At 66.6% G+C, this 25,588-nt stretch carries 29 protein-coding genes and 1 pseudogene; 17 read left to right on the top strand and 13 right to left on the bottom strand.

Annotated features, from left to right (window positions below; genetic code table 11):
- Positions 1-143 precede the first annotated feature (143 nt).
- Positions 144-806, top strand: a complete 663-nt coding sequence (locus tag ACI2JO_RS11355) for a glutathione S-transferase family protein (protein ID WP_404720792.1) — start codon at positions 144-146, stop codon at positions 804-806.
- 2 nt (positions 807-808) lie between these two features.
- On the opposite strand, the pseudogene ACI2JO_RS11350 reads toward ACI2JO_RS11355, so the two are convergent.
- Both ACI2JO_RS11350 and ACI2JO_RS11345 read right to left on the bottom strand, forming a co-directional pair.
- Positions 809-1,048 (bottom strand): annotated as a pseudogene (locus tag ACI2JO_RS11350) (cupin domain-containing protein); the annotation flags it as partial.
- Positions 1,049-1,060: 12 nt separating this feature from the next.
- Positions 1,061-1,240 (bottom strand): hypothetical protein, encoded by a 180-nt coding sequence (locus ACI2JO_RS11345; RefSeq protein WP_404720791.1) that lies wholly within the window; start codon positions 1,238-1,240, stop codon positions 1,061-1,063.
- A gap of 14 nt (positions 1,241-1,254) precedes the next feature.
- Between ACI2JO_RS11345 and dapE the strand changes: the two genes are divergently transcribed.
- On the top strand, positions 1,255-2,388 hold the full coding sequence (gene dapE / locus ACI2JO_RS11340) for a succinyl-diaminopimelate desuccinylase (RefSeq protein ID WP_404720790.1): 1,134 nt from the start codon (positions 1,255-1,257) through the stop codon (positions 2,386-2,388).
- Here dapE and ACI2JO_RS11335 read toward each other — a convergent pair.
- From ACI2JO_RS11335 to ACI2JO_RS11325, 3 genes are all read right to left on the bottom strand, one after another.
- Positions 2,371-2,904: a Smr/MutS family protein gene (locus ACI2JO_RS11335; protein ID WP_404720789.1), complete on the bottom strand. Its 534-nt coding sequence runs from the start codon at positions 2,902-2,904 to the stop codon at positions 2,371-2,373. The genes dapE and ACI2JO_RS11335 overlap by 18 nt on opposite strands.
- The gene (locus ACI2JO_RS11330; protein WP_404720788.1) at positions 2,879-4,135 is read right to left on the bottom strand and encodes an MltA domain-containing protein; all 1,257 of its coding nucleotides are present in this window, start codon (positions 4,133-4,135) and stop codon (positions 2,879-2,881) included. The genes ACI2JO_RS11335 and ACI2JO_RS11330 overlap by 26 nt, the downstream gene beginning before the upstream one ends.
- Positions 4,136-4,205: 70 nt before the next feature.
- The gene (locus ACI2JO_RS11325; RefSeq protein ID WP_404720787.1) at positions 4,206-4,850 is read right to left on the bottom strand and encodes a Tim44/TimA family putative adaptor protein; all 645 of its coding nucleotides are present in this window, start codon (positions 4,848-4,850) and stop codon (positions 4,206-4,208) included.
- A gap of 191 nt (positions 4,851-5,041) precedes the next feature.
- Here ACI2JO_RS11325 and secB point away from each other — a divergent pair, with 191 nt between their 5' ends.
- The 4 genes from secB (at position 5,042) to ACI2JO_RS11305 (ending at position 8,615) form a co-directional block, all read left to right on the top strand.
- Positions 5,042-5,545, top strand: a complete 504-nt coding sequence (gene secB / locus ACI2JO_RS11320; RefSeq protein ID WP_404720786.1) for a protein-export chaperone SecB — start codon at positions 5,042-5,044, stop codon at positions 5,543-5,545.
- A gap of 27 nt (positions 5,546-5,572) precedes the next feature.
- Positions 5,573-7,159 (top strand): murein biosynthesis integral membrane protein MurJ, encoded by a 1,587-nt coding sequence (murJ, locus tag ACI2JO_RS11315; protein ID WP_404720785.1) that lies wholly within the window; start codon positions 5,573-5,575, stop codon positions 7,157-7,159.
- Between the two features lie 8 nt (positions 7,160-7,167).
- Complete coding sequence (trpS, locus tag ACI2JO_RS11310) at positions 7,168-8,175, top strand: tryptophan--tRNA ligase (RefSeq protein ID WP_404720873.1); 1,008 nt, start codon at positions 7,168-7,170, stop codon at positions 8,173-8,175.
- Between the two features lie 149 nt (positions 8,176-8,324).
- Positions 8,325-8,615 (top strand): PspC domain-containing protein, encoded by a 291-nt coding sequence (locus ACI2JO_RS11305; protein ID WP_404720784.1) that lies wholly within the window; start codon positions 8,325-8,327, stop codon positions 8,613-8,615.
- 38 nt (positions 8,616-8,653) lie between these two features.
- Here the strand turns inward: ACI2JO_RS11305 and dnaA are convergent, their stop codons facing one another.
- The 3 genes from dnaA to mutM all read right to left on the bottom strand — a co-directional run bounded on the left by dnaA (position 8,654) and on the right by mutM (position 11,664).
- The gene (dnaA, locus tag ACI2JO_RS11300; RefSeq protein ID WP_404720872.1) at positions 8,654-10,027 is read right to left on the bottom strand and encodes a chromosomal replication initiator protein DnaA; all 1,374 of its coding nucleotides are present in this window, start codon (positions 10,025-10,027) and stop codon (positions 8,654-8,656) included.
- A 460-nt stretch (positions 10,028-10,487) separates the two neighbouring features.
- Positions 10,488-10,751 carry a 30S ribosomal protein S20 gene (rpsT, locus tag ACI2JO_RS11295; protein ID WP_333915448.1) on the bottom strand — a complete coding sequence of 88 codons (264 nt, stop codon included), beginning with the start codon at positions 10,749-10,751 and terminating at the stop codon, positions 10,488-10,490.
- Between the two features lie 97 nt (positions 10,752-10,848).
- On the bottom strand, positions 10,849-11,664 hold the full coding sequence (gene mutM, locus ACI2JO_RS11290) for a bifunctional DNA-formamidopyrimidine glycosylase/DNA-(apurinic or apyrimidinic site) lyase (RefSeq protein WP_404720783.1): 816 nt from the start codon (positions 11,662-11,664) through the stop codon (positions 10,849-10,851).
- A 46-nt stretch (positions 11,665-11,710) separates the two neighbouring features.
- Here mutM and ACI2JO_RS11285 point away from each other — a divergent pair, with 46 nt between their 5' ends.
- Genes ACI2JO_RS11285 through ACI2JO_RS11255 form a run of 7 tightly spaced genes read left to right on the top strand, consistent with a single transcriptional unit; the run spans position 11,711 to position 17,751 of the window.
- A complete protein-coding gene (locus tag ACI2JO_RS11285) occupies positions 11,711-12,442 on the top strand; it encodes a class I SAM-dependent methyltransferase (protein ID WP_404720782.1) in 732 nt (243 codons plus the stop codon).
- Positions 12,439-13,977, top strand: a complete 1,539-nt coding sequence (gene ubiB, locus ACI2JO_RS11280; RefSeq protein ID WP_404720781.1) for a 2-polyprenylphenol 6-hydroxylase — start codon at positions 12,439-12,441, stop codon at positions 13,975-13,977. Before ACI2JO_RS11285 ends, ubiB begins: the two co-directional genes overlap by 4 nt.
- Positions 13,978-14,003: 26 nt before the next feature.
- On the top strand, positions 14,004-15,017 hold the full coding sequence (locus tag ACI2JO_RS11275) for a hypothetical protein (protein ID WP_404720780.1): 1,014 nt from the start codon (positions 14,004-14,006) through the stop codon (positions 15,015-15,017).
- A complete protein-coding gene (coaBC, locus tag ACI2JO_RS11270) occupies positions 15,014-16,192 on the top strand; it encodes a bifunctional phosphopantothenoylcysteine decarboxylase/phosphopantothenate--cysteine ligase CoaBC (protein ID WP_404720779.1) in 1,179 nt (392 codons plus the stop codon). The genes ACI2JO_RS11275 and coaBC overlap by 4 nt, the downstream gene beginning before the upstream one ends.
- On the top strand, positions 16,182-16,631 hold the full coding sequence (gene dut / locus ACI2JO_RS11265; RefSeq protein ID WP_404720778.1) for a dUTP diphosphatase: 450 nt from the start codon (positions 16,182-16,184) through the stop codon (positions 16,629-16,631). The genes coaBC and dut overlap by 11 nt, the downstream gene beginning before the upstream one ends.
- Positions 16,631-16,990, top strand: a complete 360-nt coding sequence (locus ACI2JO_RS11260) for a hypothetical protein (protein ID WP_404720777.1) — start codon at positions 16,631-16,633, stop codon at positions 16,988-16,990. Before dut ends, ACI2JO_RS11260 begins: the two co-directional genes overlap by 1 nt.
- Positions 16,987-17,751 carry a HesA/MoeB/ThiF family protein gene (locus tag ACI2JO_RS11255; protein ID WP_404720776.1) on the top strand — a complete coding sequence of 255 codons (765 nt, stop codon included), beginning with the start codon at positions 16,987-16,989 and terminating at the stop codon, positions 17,749-17,751. The genes ACI2JO_RS11260 and ACI2JO_RS11255 overlap by 4 nt, the downstream gene beginning before the upstream one ends.
- Positions 17,752-17,754: 3 nt before the next feature.
- Here the strand turns inward: ACI2JO_RS11255 and galU are convergent, their stop codons facing one another.
- Entirely contained in the window at positions 17,755-18,624 is an 870-nt protein-coding gene (galU, locus tag ACI2JO_RS11250) for a UTP--glucose-1-phosphate uridylyltransferase GalU (RefSeq protein WP_404720775.1), read from the bottom strand.
- Between the two features lie 111 nt (positions 18,625-18,735).
- Between galU and ACI2JO_RS11245 the strand changes: the two genes are divergently transcribed.
- Together ACI2JO_RS11245 and ACI2JO_RS11240 are read left to right on the top strand one after the other, a co-directional pair.
- On the top strand, positions 18,736-19,548 hold the full coding sequence (locus ACI2JO_RS11245) for a metallophosphoesterase family protein (RefSeq protein WP_404720774.1): 813 nt from the start codon (positions 18,736-18,738) through the stop codon (positions 19,546-19,548).
- A gap of 75 nt (positions 19,549-19,623) precedes the next feature.
- Positions 19,624-19,869 carry a hypothetical protein gene (locus ACI2JO_RS11240; RefSeq protein WP_404720773.1) on the top strand — a complete coding sequence of 82 codons (246 nt, stop codon included), beginning with the start codon at positions 19,624-19,626 and terminating at the stop codon, positions 19,867-19,869.
- Between the two features lie 306 nt (positions 19,870-20,175).
- Here the strand turns inward: ACI2JO_RS11240 and ACI2JO_RS11235 are convergent, their stop codons facing one another.
- From ACI2JO_RS11235 to hisI, 4 genes are read right to left on the bottom strand one after another with little or no spacing between them, the layout of a single operon-like run.
- Positions 20,176-21,978, bottom strand: a complete 1,803-nt coding sequence (locus ACI2JO_RS11235) for an acyl-CoA dehydrogenase C-terminal domain-containing protein (RefSeq protein WP_404720772.1) — start codon at positions 21,976-21,978, stop codon at positions 20,176-20,178.
- Positions 21,979-21,982: 4 nt separating this feature from the next.
- Positions 21,983-22,402 (bottom strand): MerR family DNA-binding transcriptional regulator, encoded by a 420-nt coding sequence (locus ACI2JO_RS11230; RefSeq protein WP_028965930.1) that lies wholly within the window; start codon positions 22,400-22,402, stop codon positions 21,983-21,985.
- A 32-nt stretch (positions 22,403-22,434) separates the two neighbouring features.
- Positions 22,435-22,920 (bottom strand): hypothetical protein, encoded by a 486-nt coding sequence (locus ACI2JO_RS11225; protein ID WP_404720771.1) that lies wholly within the window; start codon positions 22,918-22,920, stop codon positions 22,435-22,437.
- Positions 22,917-23,282: a phosphoribosyl-AMP cyclohydrolase gene (hisI, locus tag ACI2JO_RS11220; RefSeq protein WP_404720770.1), complete on the bottom strand. Its 366-nt coding sequence runs from the start codon at positions 23,280-23,282 to the stop codon at positions 22,917-22,919. The genes ACI2JO_RS11225 and hisI overlap by 4 nt, the downstream gene beginning before the upstream one ends.
- Before the next feature lie 131 nt (positions 23,283-23,413).
- On the opposite strand from hisI, the gene purF reads away from it, so the two are divergent.
- Positions 23,414-24,871, top strand: coding sequence for an amidophosphoribosyltransferase (gene purF, locus ACI2JO_RS11215; RefSeq protein WP_404720769.1), 1,458 nt, complete (start codon positions 23,414-23,416; stop codon positions 24,869-24,871).
- A 5-nt stretch (positions 24,872-24,876) separates the two neighbouring features.
- On the top strand, positions 24,877-25,584 hold the full coding sequence (locus ACI2JO_RS11210; protein ID WP_404720768.1) for an SDR family NAD(P)-dependent oxidoreductase: 708 nt from the start codon (positions 24,877-24,879) through the stop codon (positions 25,582-25,584).
- Positions 25,585-25,588 lie beyond the last annotated feature (4 nt).

Below are 25,588 nucleotides of genomic sequence, written 5' to 3'. Positions count from 1 at the left end.
AGTGCTCCTTGGTTCACGATCCTTCTGTTGATCCAGAATAGGCGCACATAGCTGCCAGCCGATGGACGAGGCCGGTTAACGCGCCGCTCGCCAAAATCTCGCGCGGCGTTGCCCTGCGCCGCGTTGCCCCCTACTCCGGGCGCATGAAGCTGATCATCGGTAACAAGGCCTATTCCTCCTGGTCGCTGCGCGGCTGGCTCGCGTGCCGGCAGTCCGGAATGACGTTCGACGAAGTGGTTGTCCCGCTTTACGACGACGAATGGGATCGCCGTCGGGAGGGAGACGAGTTTGCGCCCTCGTCGGGCAAGGTGCCGATCCTGTGGGACGGTGATGCCGTGGTGTGGGACAGTCTCGCAATCGTCGACTATCTGGCCGACAAGGTCGGCCGTGAACGCTTCTGGCCCGAGGACGAGGCAGCGCGTGCGATGGCGCGATCGATGGCGGCGGAGATGCATTCGAGCTTCGCCGCGCTGCGCCGCAAGCATACGATGAACGTCAGGCAGGTCTATCCACCCGTCACGCCCGACGACGATGTTCGCGCAGACCTGACGCGGATCTTCGAACTCTGGGCGCAGGCGCGCGCACGGTTCGGCAGCGGCGGCGATTTCCTGTTTGGCGAGTTTGGTGCGGCCGACATCATGTTCGCGCCGGTGTGCACGCGAATCGCGACCTATTCGCTTCCCACCCCGCGCTTCGCCGCCGCCTACGTGTTGGCGGTCCTGCAACATCAGTTCATGCAGGACTGGATTGCCGGCGCACAGGAAGAGGAATGGGTGATCGAGAAGTTCGAACAGCCCGTCGCCTGATGTCAGTCGCTTGCGTAGCCGGTGTCGGGCGACCAGCGCATCTCGATGTCCGGATAATGGACGGTCGAGCGTTCGGGCAGGCTGACCGCGAACAGCACACAGGGCGCGTCGCCGTCGTTGCGCAGATGATGCGCGTTGCGGTCGCCCTTGGGAAAGATCGCGACCTCGCCGGCGCGCATCAGACGCGAACCATCGTCGTCGACCAGCGTCGCGGTGCCGGAAAGCACGACGACGATCTCGTCCTCGCCCTCATGTCAATGCCGCTGCGACGACCAGCCGCCGGGCGGGATCGTGACGTGGGTGGCGACGAAATCCTCCAGTCCCCCTGCCGATGCCAGATCGCGCACCAACCTGCCCGATGCGGCGGCGGCAAATGGCGGAGGATAGCCGCTGCCCAAGGCCGGCGTCACGGCGGCGATGTCCAGCTTCGGCATAGGGAAACCTCCTTTTGATTGATGTCGTTCAACTCGCCAGTCTATTAATCGGCGCCGAGAGCGTCACCCCGGCGCGCGGGCCGGTCTTCGAGGTGCTGGAGGCGGCGCTGGTGCCGCTCGGGTTTGCAGTCGAGCGGCGGGTGACCGGCGATGCGCCGGACGGGCCGGTCGAAAATCTGCTCGCCACGCGTGGGGCGCGGGGGCCGCATCTCGCCTTTGCCGGGCATGTCGATGTCGTGCCGGCCGGTGACGGCTGGAGTGCCAATCCCTTTGCGGCGCAAGAGCGTGACGGCCTGCTGATGGGGCGTGGCGCGGTCGACATGAAGGGGGCGGTCGCCGCGTTCATCGCCGCAACGGCGCGCGTCCCGACGGACGCCGGACAGCTGACGCTGATCATCACCGGCGACGAGGAGGGTCCGGCCACGTTCGGCACTGTGTCGCTGATTAAGCGGATGCACGAGCGGGCGCTGCTGCCCGATCTCTGTCTCGTCGGCGAACCGACCTCGGTCGCCGTCCTCGGCGATATGGTGAAGATCGGGCGGCGTGGGTCGGTCAACATCTGGATCGAGGTGCCGGGCCGGCAAGGCCATGTCGCCTATCCGCATCTCGCCGACAATCCGATCCCGCGACTGGTCGCGATGCTCGCCGAGCTGGATGCCCTGGTTCTGGATCAGGGTAGCGAATGGTTTCAGCCGTCGAACCTCGAGATCACCGACATCATGGTCGGAAACCCGGCCACCAACGTGATCCCGGCGCGCGCGACCGCACGGATCAGCATCCGCTTCAACGACCTGCAAAGTGGGCAGGCACTCGCCGAGCGCGTCGCGGCGATCGTGCATTCTCATGCCCCGGAGGCGATCGTCACGCCGCGCATCTCCGGCGAGGCGTTCCTGACCGTGCCGGGAACGCTCTCCGCGCTGGTCTCCGCCGCCGTGTTGGAGGTGACCGGCCGCACGCCGGAGCTATCAACCACCGGCGGGACCTCGGACGCGCGCTTCCTGCGCGCCTTGTGCCCGGTGGTCGAGTTCGGGTTGCTCAACGCGACGATGCACAAGGCAGACGAAGCCGTATCGATCGCCGACCTGAAACAGCTGACCGACATCTACACCCGGATCATCCAGCGCACGTTTTCAGCGTCGACGGCGTAACACCACGTACAATGCACCCGCCCCGCCATGGCGCGGATGGGCGTTGCGTACGGCGGCGATTGCGCCGGAAAAGGCGGAGAGCCGCAGCCAGTCAGGGATGGCGGCGCGGATCGCACCGCGCGCGTGCGGGCGCTGGCTTTCGGGGCGCGGCGGCTTGCCGGTGACGAGCAGGATGACGCGATCGCCGTGCATCACCGCCTGTCCCAATCCCATTTCCAGCGCGGCATGGGCGCTGGCGAGCGTATGGCCGTGGAGGTCGATCGTCCGGTCGGGCGCGACGACCCCGCCCGCGAGCCGCCGATCCCAGCCGCCGTCGAGCGTGTGACCGGGTTCGCGCCGGGCGTGGGACGGTGGCGGCGTGGGAACGCTGGGGACCATCGTGCCCTTCACCGGTGCGGGCAGCGGCAACCGCTCGGGCGACGGCGCAGCGACCTTGCGCCCCGGCATCGCACGCACGGTCGCGCGCACCCGCGCCCACAGCGCCTCTTCGTCAGGGCCGAGGCGTCGTGCCGCCACTCGCCGCCTGCCCTGCCCGCCATCGCGCATAGCTACCGCGCGGGAGCAGCACGAACGCGGTGCCGCGCGCGCTCATCCCGCCGGCGATCGCGCGTGCTTCCTCGCCCGCGCCCCAAAACGTGTCGAAGCGGTTGCTGCCCTTGATTGCACCACCGGTGTCCTGCGCGATCCAGATGCCGTTGGCATCGGTGCGGTCCATCGACAGGAGGACCGGTGCGCCGAGCGGCACGAATTTCGGATCGGCCGCGACCGTCGCGCCGCCGCTGACCGGCAGGCCGAGCGCGCCTTGCGGAGCCCCCGTCAGCTCGCGGAAGAAGACATAGCTTTTGTTCTCGCGCATGATCGCGCGCCCTTCGTCGGGATGCGCGTGCAACCACGCGACGATCCCCTGCATCGACGACTGACCCGGACCGAGCAGCCCGCGACTCTTCATCAGCGCGCCGATCCCCGTGTAATCGCGCCCGTTCTGCGTGTCGTAGCCAATCCGCAGCACCCCGCCTTCGTCAAGGCGAATGAAGCCCGAGCCCTGCACCTGCAGAAAGAACAGTTCGACCGGATCGGCGGCATAGCCGAGGATCGGCGCGCGACCGTCGAGCGCGCCCTCTTCGATCGCGGTTCGATCGAAGTATGGAATCAGCGACATGCCATCGACCCGTCCGCGGATTTTCTTACCGGTCCAGGTGGGCGAAAAAGCGCCGAGATCGACCTCGATCAGATCCCTGGGGCGCCCGTAAATCGGCGCATAGCCGGCGCGCGGACGGCGCGAGCCGGCGATCTCGGGAATGTAATAGCCGGTGGCAAAGGCTCGTCCGTCGCCGACCTGCACCGCCTCGAACCAGCGCTGGAAAAACGTCGGCGCGGCGGACAGGTCGGTGCGCGCCGCCTCCGTACAGGCGGCTTGCCAGTCGCTGCCGATCGTCATGCCAGACGTGTCGGTGCGCCGGACCAGGCTGGGGCATGAGATACGAAAAGCGGTCAGCGCCGCACTGGCCTGCGCGGGATCGAGTGGAACGGTGGTCAGGTCGATCGCCGGCGTAAGGCCAGCCGACGCGGCGCTCGTTGCGCCAGGGACTGCCATCACCGGCAATGCGGGCAACGGAACTGCCGCGACTGGCTGGCGCACAGCGCCCGGACGCGATGGGATCGCCGAGGGAAGCGGCGTTGCAGCAACGGGTCGCGATGACGGGAGCGGCGGCGCCGAACGTCCGCCCGGCCCTACGCAGCCAGCCATCAAAAGGGCGCCCGCAACTGCGAGCGTCGCATTACTCCGCAACCTCTTCCCCCTTACAGTCGGCTTCGGCTCAGGCTTCGTCGGTGTCGGCGAGGATCCAGTTCGGATCCGACGCGCGCACCGTCCGGACGAACGTCCAGACGTCATGAGTTTGCACCGCGTCACTCGTCGAGCCGGCGATCACGCTGCCCTCGGCGTCGCGCGTCACCGCCGCAACATCGGCGTCGAACCGCACCGCCACTCGCGCCTCGCCATTGGACACGCCCGCCGACACGATCGTCGCGCGCTCGATCGCAATCAGGCGATTGTCGAGCACCTGACCCTGTGCATTACGCGCCTCAATCGCCTCGGCGAAGGCGGCGTGGACGTCGTCGCTCACCAGGTCGCGCAACGCCGCCTCGTCGCCACGCCAGAACGCTTCAAGGATCATGCGATACGCCGATTTTGCCCCTTCCAGGAAGCGGGTGACATCGAAGCTCGGCTCGGCCGACACGATCGCGCGCAGCCCGGGCTCGGTCGCGGTGTCGAACGGCCGCGTCGCGGGCTCGCGCATCTCGGCGGCGGGCTCCATCGCGCGCGGCACCGCCACCGATGCCACCCGCTCCTCAGCGGGCTTGGGCAGCGGCTGTTCATGGCCGGAGCGCTTGCCCAGAACCGAATAGAGTCGCAGCGCCAGAAAGCCGGCAACCATGGCGAGCAGGACAACGTAGAACACGGCAACTCCAGTAAGCTGGTGTGCGTACATAGGCGCGTGGGCACCGAACATCAAATCGCCCAACTCCCGCATTGTATCCGCGGAGCACCGCATCCACGATTGTCACACCCGCGGGGCGCTGCTAACCGCCCGTCACTTTCCCGCGCGGCGCCGCACCGGCGCGCGCCTGGCCTGACGATAGGGGTAGGACGATGGACGAATTCAGCAACGCCGGTGGCGAACCGCTTGCCAACGGTGCCGACACAGCGCCGGCTGCGGGGCTGATATCGCAATATGTGAAGGACCTGTCGTTCGAAAACCCGAACGCCCCGGCGATCTATCAGGAGCCGCAGGCGCCCGAGATCAACGTCCAGTTCGACATCGGCGCGGCGCAGGTCGCCGACGAGGTCCACGAAGTGACGCTGAAGATCGAGGTACGCGCCACCACCGGCGGCAAGACGGCGTTCATCGCCGAACTGTCCTACGGCGGTCTGTTCGGGCTGCGCAACGTTCCGGCCGAGCATGTCCAGCCCTTCCTGCTGGGCGAGGGCCCGCGTCTGCTGTTCCCGTTCGCGCGCCGCGTTGTCGCCGATGCGATCCGCGACGGTGGCTTCCCGCCGCTGCTGCTTGAGCCGATCGATTTCAACGCGTTGTTCCTCCAGCAGGCGCAGGCGCAGGGCGTGTCGTTCGGCAGCGAAGACGCGGGTCAGGCGTAAGCCACACGAGCGGGTGAGGATCGGCGGATGAACCTCGCCCGCGCCCTAGGCTCGATCGGCGGGCTGACATTGGTCAGCCGCATACTGGCGCTGGCGCGCGATACGCTGCAGGCGAGCTATGTCGGCGCGAGCTTCGCCTCGGACGCCTTCTTCGTCGCCTTCCGGCTGCCGAACATGTTCCGCGCCCTGTTCGCGGAAGGCGCCTTTTCCGCCGCCTTCATCCCGCTGTTCAACCGCAAGGTCGCGGAAGGTGGCGGCACCGCGGCGGGGGTGGATTTCGCCGAGCGTGCCCTCGCGCTGCTGTTTCCGGTGCTGCTGTTCATGACCGCGCTGATGCTCGCGGCGGCATGGCCGCTGACGTGGGCGCTGTCAGGCGGGTTCGAGCGTCAGCATCCGACTGCGGAACAATTCGCGTTCGCGGTGATGCTGTCGCGCTTCACCATTCCCTATCTGCTGCTGATCTCACTGGTGTCGCTGCTGGGCGGCATCCTCAACTCGCTGCATCGCTTCTGGGTCAACGCCGCCGCGCCGATCCTGCTCAACATCGCGATGGTCGGCGCGCTAATCTTTTTTCACGGCGGCGATCCGTATGCGACCGCGCGCGCGCAGGCGATCTCGGTGACGGTTGGCGGCGCGTTGCAGCTCGCGTGGCTGTGGTGGGCGTGCCGGCGGGCGGGAGTCAGCCTGAAACTGCGTCGCCCCCGCATCGACGACGACGTCAAGCAGATGCTCAAGCTGATCGTCCCGGCCGCAACCGGCGCGGGCGCGGCGCAGATCAACCTCGCGATATCGACCGCACTGGCCGGCGGGCTGTTGTCGGCGGGATCGATCTCGGCGATCTATTATGCCGACCGGCTCAATCAGCTGCCGCTGGGCCTGATCGGCATCGGGCTCGGCACGATCCTCTTGCCGGTCGTGTCGCGACTGCTGTCGCAAGGGCGCGAGGCGGAGGCGATGGAGACGCAGAACCGCGGGCTCGAACTCGCGCTGTTCCTGACCCTGCCCGCCACCGCCGCGTTCGTCTTCGCGGCCGAGCCGATCGTGCGCGGACTGTTCCAGCACGGCGCGTTCGACGGCGGCGATACAGTGCGCGCCGCGCAGGCGCTCGCCGCCTTTTCGCTCGGACTGCCGAGCTATGTGCTGGTGAAGGTGCTGACGCCCGGATTCTACGCGCGGGCCGATACGAAGACGCCGGTACGGCTCGCACTCTATTCTGTGGCGATCAATCTGGTCGGCAACCTTGTCCTGATCCCGACGCTGGCGCATTGGGACATCGGGCAGATCGGGCCGCCGCTCGCCACCGCGCTGGCCTCCACAATCAACGTCGTGTCGCTCTATGTGGTGCTGGTGCGCCGTGGCCATTTCGCGCTCGATCCGCAGGTGAAGCGCAAGGTGCCGCGCCTCGCGCTCGCCGCGCTGCTGATGGGCGGGGCGCTGTTGCTGGTGGCGCCGCTCGTCGAACCATATCTGACCGACAGCTTCGTCGTGCGCGGCGTGGCACTTGCCGTGCTGGTCGGCGCGGGTGTTGCCATCTATGCGCTGGCGTGCGTCGTTACCGGCGCGTACCGCCTCGCCGATCTGAAATCCCTCCTTCGTCGCAGGGCCACTAGCTGATGACCAACATGCGCGTTCTTTCCGGCATCAAGCCGACCGGCAACCTTCATCTCGGCAATTACCTGGGCGCGGTGAAGCAATGGGTCGCGATGCAGGACGACATCCAGGCGTCGGGCGGCGAGACGATGTACTTCATCGCGGATCTGCACGGCCTGACCGAATTCATCGCGCCCGCCGAAATGACCGCGAACACCGTCGAGATGACCGCGACGCTGATCGCGGCGGGGATCGATCCGGCGCGTTCGATCGTGTTCAATCAGGCGCGCGTTGCCGCGCATGCCGAGCTGGCGTGGCTGCTCAACAATGTCGCGCGGGTCGGCTGGCTGAATCGTATGACGCAGTTCAAGGACAAGGCGGGCAAGAACCGCGAGGGCGCGTCGGTCGGGCTGTACGATTACCCGGTCCTGATGGCCGCCGACGTGCTGCTCTACAATTCGACGCACGTGCCCGTCGGCGAGGACCAGAAACAGCATCTTGAGCTGACCCGCGACATCGCGACCAAGTTCAACACGGACTATGGTGTCGAGCTGTTCACGCTGCCCGAGCCGTTGGTGAGCAAGGCCGCGCCGCGGATCATGTCGCTGCGCGATGCCGGCGCGAAGATGTCGAAGTCCAATCCCTCCGAGCAGTCGGTGGTCAAGCTGGTCGACAGCGACGAGGTGATCGCCGACAAGTTCCGCAAGGCCAAGACCGACCCCGATCTGCTGCCCGCGACGATTGCGGAGCTGGACGGGCGGCCGGAAGCGCGCAACCTGCTGACGATCTTCGCCGCGCTCGCCGACCGCACGCCCGACGCGGTGCTGGCGGACTATGCCGGCAAGGGTTTTGGGCAGTTCAAACCCGATCTTGCCGATCTGGCGGTGGCGAAGCTGCGCCCGATCCGCGACGAGATGCTGCGGCTGCTGGGCGACCGGAGCGCCATCGACGCGATCCTTCGCGACGGCGCCGAGCGCGCGGCTGCGCTGGCGGCGCCGACCTTGAAGCGTGCACAGGAAGCGATGGGTCTGTTGATCTGACCGACTTGGCGCGCGACACCACCTCCCGCGCCAACTTTCAGGAATTCGCACCGGCAGCCCATATCTGGCGCATCGTAAAGCCGCAGATTTGCGTGCCTTACGCAATTGGCACCGGTCTTGCTGATCGTCTCGCAACTACGGAGCGAGACATGACCGACAACACGACGACCACCACACCCGCCGCCCCCCGCGACAATCTGTTCGGCGTCTGCGCCGCGCTCGGTGAGGACTTTGGCTTCAATCCGCTGTGGTTGCGGCTCGGCTTCGCGCTCGCGCTGCTGTTCTCGCTTGAGAAGGTGCTGCTGGCTTATGTGGCGCTGGGGGTGCTGGTGCTGGTCAGCCGATTGCTGTTCCCGAACCGGACGCGCACCACGGCCATCGCTGCGCCGACGACAATAGCCAGCGAGGTCGAGCAAGAAGAATATCGCCAGGCGGCGTGATCGCCCGATCGCCGCGCCCCCCGGCGCGGCGGAAGGCCTCAGGCTTCCAGTCGCCCCATCAGCACGTGCACCGCCTGATCGACCTCGCGGTCGCTATCGCGAAGTTCCTCGATGCGGCGCACGGCATGGATCACGGTCGAGTGATCGCGACCGCCGAACTTGCGGCCGATCTCGGGCAGCGACCGCGTCGTAAGCCGCTTGGCGAGATACATCGCGATCTGACGCGGCCGGGCCACCGCCCGCGCACGGCGGGCCGAGAGCAGGTCGAGCGGCTTCAGCTCGAAATGCTCGCAAACCAGCTTTTGAATCTGGTCGATCGTTACCCGGCGCTGATGGCCGCGCAACATGTCGCCGAGCGTTTGCGTCGCGAAGTCGAGATCGATGACCTGCCCCGTCAGCATCGCATAAGCGGTGACGCGCGTCAGCGCCCCTTCCAGCTCACGAATGCTGGAGGTGATACGCTCGGAAAGCAGGTCGAGTACCGCGGCCGGGACGCGAACGTCGGGCATTTCGGCGACCCGCCGTGCGAGCACCGTGCGACGCAATTCGGGCGACGACGGGCGGATGTCGACCACGAGCCCCGAACCCAGGCGGTTGAGGATGCGGGCTTCGATGCCATCCAGCGTCTGCGGCGCACGGTCGGCAGCAATGACCAGCCGCTTGCCCGCCGCCATGATTTCGTTGACCGTGTGGAAGAACTCGTCCTGCGTCACGTCCTTGCCGGCGATGAATTGCAGATCGTCGATCAACAGCAGGTCGCAACCGCGCAGCTTGGCCTTGAACGCGAACGTGTCGCGCGCGCGCATGGCGGCCACGAACTCGAACATGAAGCGCTCGGCCGACATCAGCATCACACGCGCCTGCGGATGATCCGAGATAAAGCGATGCGCGATCGCGTTCATCAGGTGGGTCTTGCCCTGCCCGGTGCTGCCATGGATGAACAGCGGGCTGAAGCGAACCGGCCCCGGCGCGGCGAGCGCCTGGGCAGCGTTGAGCGCCACCATGTTCGAGGCGTCAACGACAAAGCGGTCGAAAGTCAGACGCGGATCGAGCGACGGGCGCTCCGCCCTACGGGCGGCGTTGGCCTCCGTACGCGCGACCATCGGAGCGGCGGGGGGCTCCGCTGCGACAGGCGCAGCAAGGACCATGGGCGCGGCGGCGCGGGCGACTGTGTCGATCGCGACACTGCGAACGCCCGGCAGCTCCGCGCGAAATTCATACAAGAGGCGATCGGCGTAGTGGCTCTTCACCCAATTGGTCATGAACGCCGACGGCAGCGTCAGACGCACGTCCAGCGTGTCCTCGCCGTCTGCCAGGGCGATCGGAGCGAGCCACTGGTCGAACACGCGCGCGCCGGCCGAGCGGCGCAGGTTGGCGCGGACGCGGGCCCATACCCGTGCCAGTTCGCTCATCCCGTCATCCACCACAACCGCCTGCGTCACGCACAATTCTCCCGTCACCACGAACGCCCGGTTCGCGGAGCCTGTGTTCTCAAAGTCAAACGTCCCCCTGCCCGCGGCCCCTAGCGCGTCGGCATCCGAACATTGTTCTTGTGCCACGCTGCACGGACGGCGGCGCGGTTCGAGAGGATTAGGAACAGGCGGGTGAGTCGATCAACCCCGCGAACGGGTACGATGCCGAAATAAAGCGGATTGACTCGCCATCAGCGGCACAAATGCGTCATATTTCTTATAAGCCACTGTAATTGCGGGCTTATTATCGCGTTAGCCATCTAGGGTCATTGGCGAATCGCGAGGATTCCGAGCCTTTTTCCCGAGTGCCTTTTTGTTCCTGAGGCTCCTGAAACGCGGACGCAAAAACGCCCGCCGGGATTGTCCCGACGGGCGTGCATTTGCTTGACGTCTCAGCCAGTTAGGCCAGCGCAGCAACCCGCTTGGTCAAGCGCGAGAACTTGCGCGAGGCGGTGTTGCGGTGGAGCACACCCTTCGCAACGCCGCGCTGCATCTCCGGCTGCGCCGCTGCCAGTGCGGTGGCTGCCGCCGTCTTGTCACCCGCTGCCAGCGCGGCCTCGACCTTCTTCACGAAGGTACGGATGCGACCGACACGGGCACCGTTGATTTCGGCCCGGCGCTGGTTGCGGCGGATGCGCTTCTTGGCTTGCGGCGTGTTCGCCATGAACGTCCTCTGATAAGTTTCGAATCGATGGAAAAAGGCGCTGGGTAAGCCCTGCACCCTCGTAAGGCGCGGCCCATAGCCCGACCATGCGCCACCGTCAACTCCGCTGGCAGCGCGGACACCAGAAGGTGGAGCGCCCGCCCTCGGCATAACGCTCCACCGTTCCGCCGCAGCCACATGGCTCGCCGGCTCTGCCATAAACCGCGAATTGCTTGGAGAAATAGCCGAGTTCGCCGTCCGGGCGGGCATAGTCGCGCAGCGACGATCCGCCCGCCTCGATCGCCGCCTCCAGCACGAGCTTCACCGCGGGCACCAGCCGGGCGAGCGCGGCGGCATCCAACGTGCCGGCAGGCGCGTGCGGATCGATGCGGGCATCGTACAACGCCTCGCAAACGTAAATATTGCCGAGCCCCGCCACGATCCGCTGGTCGAGCAGCGCGAGTTTGATCGATAACCGCCGGCCGGTGAGCGCAAGACGCAGATGCTCGGGGGTGAAACTATCGCCAAGCGGCTCCGGGCCGAGCAGGCGGAACGCCGGGAAGTCCGCGACCTCGGCGGTCGTCACCAGATCGACCGAGCCGAAGCGCCGCGGATCGTTGAGCGCCAGCGTGCGTCCCGCTTCGGTCGCGAGCACAAGATGGTCGTGCGGCAACAGTTCGGCAGGATCGACGCGCCAGCGCCCTGACATTCCAAGATGGAAGATCAGCGAGTCGTCGCGATCGGTGTCGATCACACCGTATTTGGCGCGCCGCCGCAGCCCGGTGACGCGCGCGCCGGTCAGTCGCTGGCGCAGGTCGACGGGAAAGGCACGGCGCAGATTGTCACGACGCGGCTCGACGCGGGTCAGCACCTGTCCCTCCAGCACCGGGCGCAAACCCCGCACGGTGGTTTCAACCTCTGGCAATTCCGGCATGTCTGCCCTCTAGCCGCTCGCTTTCATGGCGGCTAGAGCGAGCGGCATGAGCGAAACCGTCTCCTTCGGCTACGAAGACGTCACCCCGACCGAAAAGACCGCCCGTGTGCGCGGGGTCTTTTCCAATGTCGCCAGCCGCTACGACCTGATGAACGACGCCATGTCCGGGGGCATGCACCGGCTGTGGAAGGACCGCTTCGTGCGGCGGGTGAAGCCGCGTGCGGCCGAGCAGATCCTCGACATGGCGGGCGGCACCGGCGACATAGCCTTTCGGCTGGCCGAAAGCGGCGCCTCGGTGACGGTCGCGGACATCAACCCGGAAATGTTGGAGGTCGGGATCGGCCGCGCGCAGCAGCGCGGGATCGACGGGCTGGTGTGGACCGAGGCCAATGCCGAGACGCTGACCTTCCCCGACCGCTTCTTCGACGCCTATACGATCGCCTTCGGCATCCGGAACGTCACCGATATCCCCAAGGCTCTCCGCGAGGCGCACCGGGTGCTGCGACGTGGCGGCCGGTTCTTCTGCCTCGAATTCTCGACCAACATCTGGCCGGGCTTTGCCGAGGTATATGACGCTTACTCGCACCATCTGGTGCCGAAGCTGGGGCAGCTGCTGGCCAACGACGCCGACAGCTATCGCTACCTGATCGAGTCGATCCGCCGCTTCCCGGACATGCCGACGTTCGAGCGGATGGTCGGCGAGGCCGGGTTCGTCCAGACGAAGGTCGAGCCGATCATGGGTGGACTGGTCGCGATCCATAGCGGCTGGAAGATTTGACCTCCTCGCTGGTTCACACCTGGCGGCTCCTGAAATGGGGCCGGACGCTGGCGCGTCATGGTGCGCTGCGCGGACTGGAGCGCGACCTCAACACGCCGCCGCGGCTGCGCCGGCTGTTGCGGGTGGCGCGGCTGGGTGCGCGCGTGCCCGAGGTCCCGCGCTACGCCGATGCGTTCGAGGCGCTGGGGCCAGCGGCGATCAAGTTCGGCCAGACGCTCGCCACCCGCCCCGATCTGGTCGGCGAGGCGGCGGCGGCCGACCTGTTGCGGTTGCAGGACGCGGTGCCCCCCGTACCCTATGCGACAATCGCGCAGACGATGCGAGGCAGCTTCGGCCGACCGCTGGAGACGCTGTTCAGCGAGATCGAGGAGGTACCGGTCGGCGCGGCGTCGATCGCGCAGGTGCATCGCGCGATCACCACCGACGGGCGGCGCGTTGCGGTCAAGGTACTGCGCCCCGGCGTCGAAGAGGATTTTGCGCGAGCGATCGAAACCTACGAATGGGCGGCCGCGCAGATCGAGCCGATGGGCGGCGAGATCGCGCGGCTCCAGCCGCGACTGGTCATCGAGACGTTCAAACGCTGGACCGCGCGCGAGCTGAACTTCACCCGCGAGGCGGCGTCGGCGTCGGAACTGGCCGAGACGATGACCTCGGAGCCGAACTTCTTCGTTCCCGCGGTCGATTGGGCGCGCACCACCGGCAAGGTGCTGACGATCGAATGGATCGACGGCATCAAATTGTCGGATCGCAAGGCGCTGGTCGCGGCGGGGTATGACCTGCCCGAACTGGCACGCGTGCTGGTCCATGCCTTTCTGCGGCAGGCGATCGCCGACGGCTTCTTTCATGCCGACATGCACCAGGGCAATCTGTTCGCGCTACCGGGCAATTGCGTGGCCGCGATCGACTTCGGGATCATGGGGCGAATCGACCGGCGCGCGCGCGTCTGGCTCGCCGAGATCCTCTACGGGCTGATCACCGGCAATTACCGTCGCGTCGCCGAAATCCATTTCGAGGCACAATATGTGCCGGCGCATCACAGCGTCGAGGAATTCGCCACCGCGTTGCGCGCGGTCGGCGAGCCGATGCGCGGACTGCCGGTGAAGGACATGTCGATCGGCATGATGCTCGACGGACTGTTCGGGATCACTCGCGACTTTGACATGGTCACGCAGCCGCACCTGCTGCTGCTGCAAAAGACCATGGTCATGGTGGAGGGCGTCGCGACGGCGCTCGACCCTGATATCAACCTGTGGGTTACCGCCGCGCCGCTGGTTGAGGACTGGATCCGCACCGAACTCGGCCCCGAAGCGGCGATCGCCGACCGACTGGTCGCCGATGTCCGAACGCTGGCACGACTGCCCGACCTGGTGCGGCGGATCGAGGCGCGCTTCCCCGCCCCCGGCGGTGCACCGCCGCGTCCGCCACTCCGTGAGATCGAGCGCGTGCGGGTCGGTGGCGGGTGGCGCTATGCGCTCGTCGGCGCGCTCGGCGTATTGGCGGGTGTCGCGGGCATGATGCTGGCGGGCGGATGGTAGCCGCACCGGGGCGACCCGGAACGACCGTGCGCTGGCTGCTAACGCCCGATCGGCTGGTCGGGATCGGGCGCGGCGCAGCGCGCGCGGTGCTGGCGGGGCTGGCGGTGGCGATTATCGCCGCGGCCGCTTTCATCCCTGCCGCGAGCACCCCGCCCGAATTCCTCCACGATGCTATCGTTGCGACACTGCGGCACGGGGGCGATTATTATGACGCGGCGCGCGACCTGCTGCGCACCGAGCCTGATGCCCGCGCCGCACGGGCGCTGCCGTCGACGCTGGCGGTGGTCGCGGCGGCGCTGCCCGCCTGGGCGCTGACGGCGCTGATCGCCGCGGGGCTGACGATATTGTTATGGACCGGTGGCCTGCGGCTTGGCGCGATGCTGGCGCGCAGCGCGGGGGCGCTGTTGATCGTCAGTCTCCTCGCGTTCGGGATCGTCGCGACTGCCGCGCTGTGGCTGGCAGCACCCCATGCGGCGGCGGCGGCGCTGCTCTCGGCGATTGCGTTGGTCGCGCGATCGCGCAGCAGTGTGGCGACGGCGGTCGCGGCGGCGTGCGCCGCGGCCCTGATCGATCCCGCCGCGCTGGTGACGCTCGGCGCTATGGGCGCGCTCGCCCTGCTCGACGGCCACCGACGCGAGCCGTTCGTGTGGCTGGGCGGGCTTGGCGTCGCTGCTGTCGCCTTTGCGCTGCATCTGCATGCGCTGGGCGCGACGCCGACGCCGGCGACCCCGCTGGTGCCGGGTGGCGCCATGGCGCGTCTGATCGGCGCCTCCTTCCCCGATGTCCCCGCCGTCGTCGCAGCACCGTTGCTGCTGCTTGCCGTATTGGGCTGGGCAACGGTCGCCGATCCGCTCGGTCCGCGCGTGCTGGCGCTGCTGGTGGCGGGTGTTGCGCTAGACGGCGTGCTGGGCCTGCGCTCGGCAACGCTGGCGCTGGCGCTGATCGCCCCCGGACTCGCGCTCGCACCGGGGGCGCTGCTAACCTTGGCGCGGAACGCGCTCGACCGGCGACGGATAACGGTGACGAGGGTGATGCGATGAGCCGGATCCTGTTGATTGTCGGCGGCGGGATCGCCGCGTACAAGTCCTGCGAGTTGATCCGCGCCATGCGCGGCGCAGGGCATGAGGTGCGCTGCGTGTTGACCGATGGTGGCGCGCATTTCGTGACCGCCATGACGCTCGCCGCGCTCAGCGAAAACAAGGTCCATACCACCTTGTGGGATCTCAAGGATGAGGCCGAGATGGGCCATATCCGATTGAGCCGCGAGGCCGACCTGGTGGTCGTCTGTCCCGCGACCGCCGATCTGATCGCGCGGATGGCGGGGGGGCTTGCCGACGACCTCGCCACCACGTTGCTGCTGGCGACCGACAAGCCAGTCCTGATCGCGCCGGCCATGAACGTTCGCATGTGGCTACACCCGGCGACCCAACGCAACGTCGCGCAATTGCGCCGTGACGGCGTGTCGGTCGTCGATCCCGACGACGGCGCGATGGCCTGCGGTGAATTTGGCCCGGGCCGCTTGCCCGAGACAGGCGTCATCGTCGCAAGGATCACGTCGGCGCTCGCACCGGTCACGCGCTCGCTGGAGGGACGGCACGTGGTCATCACCGCCGGTCCAACGCATGAGCCGATCGATCCGGTGCGCTATATCGCCAATCGGTCGTCAGGGAAGCAGGGGTTCGCGATTGCTGCGGCGCTGGCACGTCGGGGCGCGCGCGTGACGTTGATCGCTGGCCCGGTCGAGCTGCCGACCCCTGCGAACGTCGTACGCCAAGACGTTGAGACAGCCTTGGAAATGGCGGATGCAGTCGAGAAATCACTGCCTGCTGACGCGGCGGTGATGGTCGCAGCGGTCGCCGACTGGCGCGCCGCTGATGTCGCCGCGCAGAAGCTCAAGAAGGGCGACGACGCCCCTGCCCCGCTACAGCTTGCACGCAACGTGGACATTCTCGCCACGCTGGCGCATGATCCGCGACGGCCGCGATTGCTGATCGGGTTCGCGGCCGAAACCGAGCAGGTGCTCGACCATGCGCAGGCCAAGCGGCGGCGCAAGGGTGCCGACTGGATCGTCGCGAACGATGTATCGGGCGATGTGATGGGTGGTGATACCAACACTGTCCACCTCGTCACTGCCGACGGCATCGAGAGCTGGGAGCACCTTCCAAAAACCGACGTCGCCGAGCGACTTGCCGACAGGATTGCCGATGCGCTCTGAACCGATCAGGATCGCGCTGCGCCGCTTGCCGCATGGCGAGGGATTGCCGCTCCCCGCTTACACCACTGCGGGCGCCGCCGGGATGGACGTGGTGGCCGCCGAGGATGTCACGCTTATGCCCGGGGCGCGGGCGGCAATCGCGACCGGCTTTGCGATCGCCATCCCGGATGGCTTTGAGGTGCAGGTGCGGCCGCGATCGGGCCTCGCGCTCAAGCATGGCCTTACCTGCCTGAACACGCCGGGGACGATCGATGCGGATTATCGAGGTGAGATCAAAATCATACTTGCCAATCTTGGTACCGAACCATTCGATGTTCGACGCGGCGAGCGGATAGCACAACTCGTCCCTGCCGTGGTGACCGCAGCGGCGCTTGTCGAGGTCGACGCGCTCGATGTGACGCTCCGTGGAAGTGACGGATTTGGATCGACTGGCCGGTGATGCTCGCCGCGCTTCTGCTGCTCGTTCAGGCGCCTTCGCTCAATCCGCCGACGGACTGGGGCCAGTTGCCGCGCCTGCAGCTCGGCCTCGCCGCCGCCCCGCCGACGCAGCTTGCCAGCTTTGTCGAGCGCGAGGTGCTGGCAAATCGATGCGTCCTCCCGCCAGAGGCGCGGATGCTGGATCTGGTCGTGCTTGTGTCGCAGGCCGGGCAGGTACGGCGGATCGTACCACGAGCGATCGGCTGCCCCTCGGTCGAGCAGTTCGCCGCCGGGATCGTCCTGCGGGCGGCACGCGACAAAACGCGCCCGATTTCTCTTGATACATGGTACGTCACCACGATCGCCTTGACCCCGCCGTGACGCTGAGTCCCGACGAACTTTCGCGGTATGCGCGGCATATCGTGTTGCAGGAGATTGGCGGCAGCGGACAGCTGCGCCTCTCACGTGGGCATGTGCTGGTGATCGGCGCGGGCGGGATCGGCTCACCCGTAATCCAATATCTGGCAGCAGCGGGTGTCGGCCGGTTGACGATCGTCGACGACGACCGCGTCGATCTCAGCAACCTGCAACGCCAGACACTGTTCACGTCCGCGGATCTCGGCCGCTCCAAGGCCGAGCTGGCGGCGGAGGCGGTCGTGCGGCTCAACCCGCATGTCGACGCTCGGGCAGTGGTGGCCCGCGTTGACTCGGACAATATCGCATCGTTGCTGGAGGATGCTCCGTCGGTGATCGTAGACGGCTGCGACAATTTCGACACCAGGCTGCTCGTCGCCGATGCCGCGCTGGTCCGCCAGGTCCCGCTGGTATCGGCGGCGGTGGGGCGGTTTGAGGGGCAGCTCGGCGTGTATCGTGGCTGGGAGGCGGACAAGCCGTGCTACCGCTGCTTCGTCGGCGATGCACCCGCCCGCGATGCGCTGACCTGCGCCGAAGAAGGCGTGCTCGGCCCCGTCACGGGCATCGTCGGCAGCATGGCGGCGCTCGAGGTGATCCGACAGATCGCGCCGTTCGGCGACGACAGCGCCGGGCGGCTGATGCTGCTCGATTTCCTGTCGCTTCGCTTCCGCACGCTGGCGCTGCCGCCCGACCCCGCGTGCCGCGCATGCGGCGCGACACGCGGGTAACGATCAGCCGAGCCGCGCCTCCGCAAACGCGCGCACCGCCGGACCGATGTCGCCACGCGCCATCGCCAGCGCAAGGTTGGCAGTGACGAAGCCGGTCTTGTCACCGCAGTCGAACCGCTCACCGTTGAAGGTGAAGCCGTGGAACGGCTGCTGGCCGATCAGTTTGGCCATCGCGTCGGTCAGCTGGATCTCGCCGCCGGCACCCTTTTCCTTCGAATCGAGAATCTTCATCACCTCCGGCTGGAGGATGTAGCGGCCCGGGATCATCAGGTTGGACGGCGCGCTGCCCTTCGCAGGCTTCTCGACAAGGGCGGTGACCTCGGTCAGCGCGCCGTCGCGCGAACCCGGCGAGATAATGCCGTACTTGTCGGTCTCTTCGGGCGCGACTTCAAGCGCGCCGATCACGTTGCCGCCGACTTTGTTATAGGCCTGCACCATCTGCGCCATGAAGTTGGGCGTGCCGACCATCAACTCGTCGGGGAGCAGCACCGCGAACGGCTCGTCACCGACGATGTCGCGCGCGCACCACACGGCATGGCCGAGCCCGAGCGGCTCCTGCTGGCGGACATAGACCGGCGAGCCGGGCTGCTGACGAATATTCTCGATCACCGACAGGCTCTTGCCACGTGCACGCATCGTCGTTTCGAGTTCGAACGAGATGTCGAAATGATCTTCGAGTGCGCCCTTGCCGCGACCGGTGACGAAAATGATCTGTTCGATCCCCGCCTCCAGCGCTTCCTCGACCGCATATTGGATCAGCGGCTTGTCGACGACCGTCAGCATCTCCTTGGGCATCGCCTTGGTGGCGGGCAGGAAGCGGGTGCCGAGCCCCGCCACGGGGAAAATCGCCTTGCGTACCGGCTTGATGGTCATTCGGTCCTCCTGTTGGCGCGGGCTCTCTACCGGGGGGCGACGGTGTTCGCAAATCGTTAACCACGGCATGGGCGTCCCGCACTGACAGGCACGCCGGCTTGCGATGTCGGGATGATGCGCCTAAGCACCCGCTTCATCCCGACATCGCTGGTTTTTGCGTTCTCCATGCTCAAGAAGCTGCTTCGTTCGTCCCGTGTCGCTGGCGGCCCCTCCTTCGCTCCCGAACCGGGCAGCAGGATTTACGCCATCGGTGACATCCACGGCTGCCGCGACGAACTCGACCGATTGCTCGCAATGATCGACGCCGACGACGCGGCGCGAGGAACGGCGGAGACGACGTTGATCTTCCTGGGAGACCTCGTTGATCGCGGCCCTGACTCGGCGGGAGTGATCGCCCGGTTGATCGCGTTGTCACGTGCACGGCCACGCGTTCGGTTTCTCAAGGGCAATCACGAGGAATTGTTTCTTCACGCACTCACCGGCGCAAAGGACGCCTTGCGCACGTTCTGCCGCGTGGGCGGCAAGGAGACGGTGCTGAGCTACGGAGTCGGACGCGCCGAGTATGATTCACTGGATTATCCGCAGCTTGCCGAGCGCATGGCGGCGTTGGTCCCTGCCGAGCACCGCACATTCCTCGACAGCTTTGAGGACATCATCGTCTCGGGCGATTACGCATTCGTCCACGCCGGCATCCGGCCCGAGGTGCCGCTCGACGAGCAGAAGCCGAGCGACTTGCGGTGGATCCGTGACAGCTTCCTCGACTATCGCGGCCCCTTTCCGAAAATGATCGTCCATGGGCATACGATCACGCCTGAGGTCGACCGCCGCACGAATCGGATCGGCGTCGATACAGGCGCTTACGCCTCGGGCAAGCTGACCGCGCTCGGCATCGAGGATCGTCAAACATGGATACTGAACACATGATGCACCGCGGCAATCCGCGCTTGCAATTCCCAACCGTGCAGCTATGAGACGATCTGCACGCAAAGGGAGTTCATTATGCGTATTGCAAAGTACATGCTCGCTGCTGCTGCCGCCACGATGGCGGTTGCTCCGGCGATGGCCGCGCCTGCCAACTCGGCGGCGAGCCTGTCGGTCGCCAAGTCGGTTCGCGCTTCGGCTCCGTCGGCCAAGAAGAACGAGCTCGCCGGTGGTGGCGTGATCGTTGCCGTTCTGGCAGCTGCGGCCGTTGTGGCCGGCATCATCGTCGTCGCTGACGAGGATGACAGCTCGGACAGCAACTAAGCTGATCTGCTCCTCCGGGAGAAGAAATAGCGGCCTTTGGGCCGCTATTTTTTTGCCTGCGATTTGAAGAGAGTTCCGGACGATCACCAAGGGTTCGCGCTGCGGACCCCTTTTGGTGGACCGGCTCAAATCCGGCGCGACGCGGCGGCGACGTGCCGGTTGCCTGTCGCGGGCGCGAACAAATCGGCGGCCCGTCGAGGCGAACGCAGCGAAGCAATCCGGCGCTGATCAGCATGTCCGGGTTACCTCGCCATGCTTGTTGTGGCGATAGCGACAGGCTGGCGTGCATTCGCCAGCCGGAACACATTACGCCGCGGCGAACATTTCGGGCGCCAGCGCCATGATCGCCTCGGCACCGCCCTCGATCTGGCGACGTAGCGAACCCGCCTCGGGCAGCACGCGCTCGGCGAAATAGCGGGCGGTCACCAGCTTGGCGTCGAGGAACGCGGCATCGCCTTGCCCCTCGTCCTTCAGCTTCGCCGCCGCCGTCGCCATGCGCAGCCACATCAGCCCGGTCGCCACTGCGCCAACCAGATGCATGTACGGCACCGCCCCCGCGCCGACGTTGTTCGGATCCTTCATGCCGTTGGCGAGGAACCACATCGTCGCCCCCTGCAGCTCGCCCGCGGCCTTCTCCAGCCGCTGCGCGAAGTCGGCGACCGCGGGGTTGTTCTTGCCCGCCGCGATCTCTTCCATCACCAGCCGCCCGAACGCCTGAACCGCGCGCCCGCCGTTCAGCGCGAGCTTGCGCCCGACGAGGTCCATCGCCTGCACGCCGTTGGTGCCTTCGTAGATCATCGCGATCCGCGCATCGCGAACATATTGCTCCATTCCCCATTCGCGGATGTAGCCATGGCCGCCATAGACCTGCTGCGCGTTGGTCGCGATCTGGTAGCCACGATCGGTGCCGACACCCTTGATAACCGGGGTGAGCAGCCCGAGCAGATCACCCGCGAGCTGACGATCCTCTTCGGCATCGGCGTTATGCTCTAGATCGGCCTGAAGCGCACCCCACAGGCACAGCGCCCGCAGCCCCTCGGTCCACGCCTTGGCATCCATCAGCATGCGGCGAACGTCAGGGTGGACGAACAAGCTGTCGGCCTTCTCGCCCGGCTCTGCGGGGCCGGTGAGCGCGCGGCCCTGCCGACGATCCTGCGCATACTGGACAGCGTTCTGATAGGCGGTTTCGGCCACACCGAGGCCCTGCAAGCCAACGCCCAACCGCGCCGCGTTCATCATGATGAACATCGCGGCGAGACCCTTCATCTCCTCGCCGACCAGCCAGCCGGTCGCACCATCATAGTTCATGACGCAGGTCGAATTGCCGTGGATGCCCATCTTGTGCTCGATCGAACCGCACGACACCGCATTGCGCTCGCCCAGCGACCCGTCGTCGTTGACCAGCACCTTGGGCACCACGAACAGCGAAATGCCCTTCGAGCTGTCCGGCGCGCCCGGCGTTTTAGCGAGGACGAGGTGGATGATGTTGTCGGTCAGGTCATGCTCGCCCGCCGAGATGAAGATCTTGGTGCCGGTAATCCTGTAGCTGCCATCGGCCTGCGGCTCGGCGCGGGTGCGGATCAGCCCAAGATCGGTGCCGCACTGCGGCTCGGTCAGGTTCATCGTGCCGCCCCATTCGCCGGACACCATGCGCGGCAGATACTTCTGCTGCTGCTCCAGGCTGCCCTTCACGACCAAGGCAGCGATCGCGCCGTGTGCAAGGCCCGGATACATGGCGAATGCCATGTTGGCGGAGATCATATATTCCTGAAATGCAGTCGAGACGACATGCGGCATTCCCTGGCCGCCGAACGCCTCCGGCGCACTGAGCGTGCCCCAGCCCGATTCGACGAATTTGGCATAGGCTTCCTTGAAGCCCTTCGGCGTCGTCACGCTGCCGTCCTCGTGCCGCGTGCAGCCTTCCAGATCGCCCGACTGGTTGAGCGGGAACAGCACCTCGGCGACGAAGCGCCCCCCCTCCTCCAGCACCGCGTCTACCGTGTCGGGGGTCGCCGCGCCGAAGCCGGCGACGTTGGCATAGCGGTCGAGCCCGACGACATGTTCGAGCACGAAGCGGGTGTCGCGGATCGGCGGCGTGTACTGCGGCATCGTCTCACTCTTTCCTGGTTGCGCCACCGTCGAGCACACCGACGAATTCGGTCAGCTCGGTAATGGCGGCGTCGAGATCGTGCTTCTGCTGCTCCAGCGCCGCGATCCGGTCGCGACAGCGCTGGATCGCCACTGCGCGTTGCGTCTGGCGACCGTCGCCGAGATCATAGAGGTCGATCATCTCGCGGATATCGGCAAGGCTGAACCCGACGCGCTTGCCGCGCAGGATCCACGCGAGCCGCGCCCGGTCACGATGCGAGTAGATACGAACCAGCCCGCGCCGCTCCGGTGCGATCAGCCCCTCGTCCTCGTAGAAGCGCAGCGCGCGTGGCGTGACGCCGAACTCCGCCGAGAGATCGGTGATCGTAAAGCTCTCGCGGTCAGGCCGCGGGGAAACAACGGCATAGGCAGCAGAAGCGCTCATGGAGCTGGACATACCTTCCCTTTACGTGAACGTCAATCGACGCACAGCAATTTGCCATCGGCACCGCGCAGCCGGGTCGCTTCGCCGCTCGCCTCGCTCAGCCTGTCGAGCGACAGCGTATCGAACGTTGCTCGCCCTTGGCACGATCGCGCGCACGCCGCTGGCGTGCGGACCGGGAAGAGCAGTTGATCCCCGATGCGTGTCGCAGTGAAGCGGCAGCCGTCGCCGAGATCGACCGTGAGGTCGCCGCGACCCTGCGCGATGCCATGGCCGATGCAACGCTGCCCTTCGCCGAAATCGACGCTGACGCCGATTCGATAGCGCGGTGCAGCGCCAGTCAGGCAGAGCCGATCCTCGCCCACGGCGTAGACGCCGGTCGCGTCGGCCACCTCGCTGACGAGTCCGGCCCTGTGGGCCGCCACCTCCAGCGCCCGTCCTGCTGCATCATCCTCGCGAACGTCGTGAGCGGGCGAACAGGCGGCAAGCAGCGTCAACAACACCACCGCACGGCAGATCATCCGTCGACGCGCTCCAGCCCCGAATCGGTCACACGGCGATAGAAGCAGCTTGGCGCGCCGGTGTGACAGGCCGGACCGGCCGGATCGGCGACGATCCACAACGCATCCTGATCGCAGTCGACGCGCATTTCGATCACGCGCAACACGTTGCCGGAGGTTTCGCCCTTTTTCCAAAGCCGTCCGCGGCTGCGCGAGAAGAACGTCGCCTCCCCGCTTATGCGGGTCGCTTCGATCGCGGCGGCGTTCATATGCGCGACCATCAGCACCGCGCCACTGGCGCGGTCGGTCACCACCGCGGTCACCAGCCCGGCGGCATCGAATTTGGGCAGGAAATGGCTGCCATTTTCTCGTGAATCGCTCATGTCGGGCATGGCGTAGAACAGCGACGGTCGACCCACAACGCGCGATATCGTCGATCGCTCCCGCGCAGTTGATGACATTTGCGCGACGGTCGCTATATGCGGCCCCGCACAACGCGAGCCCCCCACCGCTTATGCTGACCACACATCCGTTCGACGACGACCATCTGCATGAGGAATGCGGCATCTTCGGTGCTTCCGGCTCGGAGGGCGCAGCCGCGCTCGTCGCGCTGGGCCTTCATGCGCTCCAGCATCGCGGCCAGGAGGCCGCGGGCATCACCAGCTTCGACGGCCATGTCTTCCACACGCATCGCGCGATGGGGCATGTCGCCGGCAACTTCGACCGCGACGACGTGATCCGCGCGCTGGCCGGCGATGTCGCCTGCGGGCACGTCCGTTACTCGACGACCGGCGAGACCGCGCTCCGCAACGTCCAGCCGCTCTATGCCGAGTTGCAGTCGGGCGGATTCGCGATCGCGCACAACGGCAACATCTCCAATGCAATGCGGCTGCGGCGCGAGCTGGTGCGGCGAGGCTCGATCTTTCAGTCGACCTCCGACACCGAGACGATCATCCATCTGGTCGCGACCAGCCAGTATCGTACCTTGCTCGACAAGTTCATCGATGCGCTGAAGCAGGTCGAAGGCGCTTACGCGCTCATCGTGATGACCCCGGACGGCATGATCGCGTGCCGCGATCCGCTCGGTATCCGCCCGCTGGTGATGGGCAAGTTGGGTGAAACATACATCTTCGCCAGCGAGACGGTCGCGCTCGACGTGGTCGGCGCGACGTTCGAGCGATCGGTCGAGCCGGGCGAGCTGGTGATCGTGCAGAACGGCGAACTGCGCTCGATCCGCCCGTTCGAACAGGTCGCCGCACGGCCGTGCATCTTCGAATGGGTGTATTTCTCGCGCCCCGATTCGATCGTCGACGACCATTCGATCTATTCGGTGCGCAAGAATATCGGCGCGCAACTGGCGATCGAATCGCCGGTCGACGCCGATCTGGTCATTCCAGTGCCCGACTCGGGCGTTCCCGCGGCGATCGGTTATGCGCAGCAATCGGGCATCCCGTTCGAGCTGGGAATCATCCGCTCGCACTATGTCGGACGCACGTTCATCCAGCCCGGCGACAAGGTCCGGCATCTGGGCGTCAAGCTGAAGCACAATGCCAATCGCGCGCTGATCCAGGGCAAGAAGGTCGTGCTGATCGACGATTCGATCGTGCGCGGCACCACCTCGCTCAAGATCGTGCAGATGATGCGCGAAGCAGGCGCGGCGGAGGTGCACATGCGCATCGCGTCGCCGCCGACGCGGCATAGCTGTTTCTATGGCGTCGACACGCCCGAGCGAGCCAAGCTGCTGGCAGCGAAGCTGGATCTGGGCGGGATGACCGACTTCATCCACGCCGACAGCCTGTCGTTCGTGTCGATCGACGGGCTCTACAAGGCGTTGGGCGAGGCGCAACGCGCCGCCGGGCGTCCGCGCTATTGCGACGCCTGCTTCACCGGCGACTATCCGACCACGCTGACCGACCATGATGAATCGAGCGCGGTCGACCAGTTGGCGATGCTCGATGAGCGAGTGATCTGACGCCCATGGACAAGCCGTTGAAGGATAGGCTGGCGCTGGTGACCGGCGCCAGCCGCGGTATCGGCGCGGCGACCGCGATCGCGCTGGCGGAACAGGGCGCGCATGTCGTGCTGACCGCCCGCACCGCCAGCGCGCTGGAACAGGTCGAGCAGCAGATTTTCGATGCGGGTGGCTCCGCGACGATCGCGCCGCTCGATCTGGCGCAGAGCGACTCGATCGCCCGGCTGGCGACGGCAATCGGCGAGCGCTGGCAGGCGCTGGACGTTATGGTCCTGAACGCCGGCATGCTCGGTTCGCTCGCCGCGGTGCCCGCGATCGATGCCAAGGAGCTGGCGCAGGTGCTCACGCTGAACGTGTCCGCGCAGGTGGCGCTGATCCAGGCGTTCGATCCGATGCTGCGCCGGTCCACGGGCGCGCGCGTCATCGGCGTGACCTCGTCGGTCGGTCGCACGCCGCGCGCCTATTGGGGTGCTTATGGTGCGTCGAAGGCAGCGTTCGAGACGCTGCTGGAGGCTTATGGCGACGAAACCGCCGAGGTGAGCAAACTTCGCGTGGCGGTGCTCGATCCGGGCGCGACCCGCACCAAGATGCGCGCACGCGCCTATCCGGGCGAGGACCCGGCGTCGGTAAAGCCGCCTGAGACGGTCGCCGCGCGGATCGCGGCACTGGCGATCGACGGGTTCCCGGCGAACCATCGCGAGCGGGTGGGCTAGTTCC

Source organism: Sphingomonas sp. NPDC079357 (genome assembly GCF_044901155.1).
In the GTDB taxonomy this organism is placed as follows: domain Bacteria; phylum Pseudomonadota; class Alphaproteobacteria; order Sphingomonadales; family Sphingomonadaceae; genus Sphingomonas.
Note: the sequence above shows the minus strand (reverse complement) of the source record. Positions and strands in the feature narration are given on the sequence as shown.

Coding starts and splice junctions, on each gene's coding strand:
- ACI2JO_RS11240 (WP_404720773.1), top strand. CDS start 19,624: ATGCGTATTGCAAAGTACATGCTCGCTGCTGCTGCCGCCACGATGGCG.
- ACI2JO_RS11245 (WP_404720774.1), top strand. CDS start 18,736: ATGATGCGCCTAAGCACCCGCTTCATCCCGACATCGCTGGTTTTTGCG.
- ACI2JO_RS11225 (WP_404720771.1), bottom strand. CDS start 22,920: ATGATCTGCCGTGCGGTGGTGTTGTTGACGCTGCTTGCCGCCTGTTCG.
- galU (WP_404720775.1), bottom strand. CDS start 18,624: ATGACCATCAAGCCGGTACGCAAGGCGATTTTCCCCGTGGCGGGGCTC.
- ACI2JO_RS11235 (WP_404720772.1), bottom strand. CDS start 21,978: ATGCCGCAGTACACGCCGCCGATCCGCGACACCCGCTTCGTGCTCGAA.
- ACI2JO_RS11345 (WP_404720791.1), bottom strand. CDS start 1,240: ATGCCGAAGCTGGACATCGCCGCCGTGACGCCGGCCTTGGGCAGCGGC.
- hisI (WP_404720770.1), bottom strand. CDS start 23,282: ATGAGCGATTCACGAGAAAATGGCAGCCATTTCCTGCCCAAATTCGAT.
- rpsT (WP_333915448.1), bottom strand. CDS start 10,751: ATGGCGAACACGCCGCAAGCCAAGAAGCGCATCCGCCGCAACCAGCGC.
- dnaA (WP_404720872.1), bottom strand. CDS start 10,027: ATGAGCGAACTGGCACGGGTATGGGCCCGCGTCCGCGCCAACCTGCGC.
- coaBC (WP_404720779.1), top strand. CDS start 15,014: ATGAGCCGGATCCTGTTGATTGTCGGCGGCGGGATCGCCGCGTACAAG.
- dut (WP_404720778.1), top strand. CDS start 16,182: ATGCGCTCTGAACCGATCAGGATCGCGCTGCGCCGCTTGCCGCATGGC.
- ACI2JO_RS11330 (WP_404720788.1), bottom strand. CDS start 4,135: ATGGCTGGCTGCGTAGGGCCGGGCGGACGTTCGGCGCCGCCGCTCCCG.
- ACI2JO_RS11230 (WP_028965930.1), bottom strand. CDS start 22,402: ATGAGCGCTTCTGCTGCCTATGCCGTTGTTTCCCCGCGGCCTGACCGC.
- ACI2JO_RS11355 (WP_404720792.1), top strand. CDS start 144: ATGAAGCTGATCATCGGTAACAAGGCCTATTCCTCCTGGTCGCTGCGC.
- ACI2JO_RS11260 (WP_404720777.1), top strand. CDS start 16,631: ATGCTCGCCGCGCTTCTGCTGCTCGTTCAGGCGCCTTCGCTCAATCCG.
- ACI2JO_RS11210 (WP_404720768.1), top strand. CDS start 24,877: ATGGACAAGCCGTTGAAGGATAGGCTGGCGCTGGTGACCGGCGCCAGC.
- mutM (WP_404720783.1), bottom strand. CDS start 11,664: ATGCCGGAATTGCCAGAGGTTGAAACCACCGTGCGGGGTTTGCGCCCG.
- trpS (WP_404720873.1), top strand. CDS start 7,168: ATGCGCGTTCTTTCCGGCATCAAGCCGACCGGCAACCTTCATCTCGGC.
- ACI2JO_RS11285 (WP_404720782.1), top strand. CDS start 11,711: ATGAGCGAAACCGTCTCCTTCGGCTACGAAGACGTCACCCCGACCGAA.
- ACI2JO_RS11305 (WP_404720784.1), top strand. CDS start 8,325: ATGACCGACAACACGACGACCACCACACCCGCCGCCCCCCGCGACAAT.
- murJ (WP_404720785.1), top strand. CDS start 5,573: ATGAACCTCGCCCGCGCCCTAGGCTCGATCGGCGGGCTGACATTGGTC.
- purF (WP_404720769.1), top strand. CDS start 23,414: ATGCTGACCACACATCCGTTCGACGACGACCATCTGCATGAGGAATGC.
- secB (WP_404720786.1), top strand. CDS start 5,042: ATGGACGAATTCAGCAACGCCGGTGGCGAACCGCTTGCCAACGGTGCC.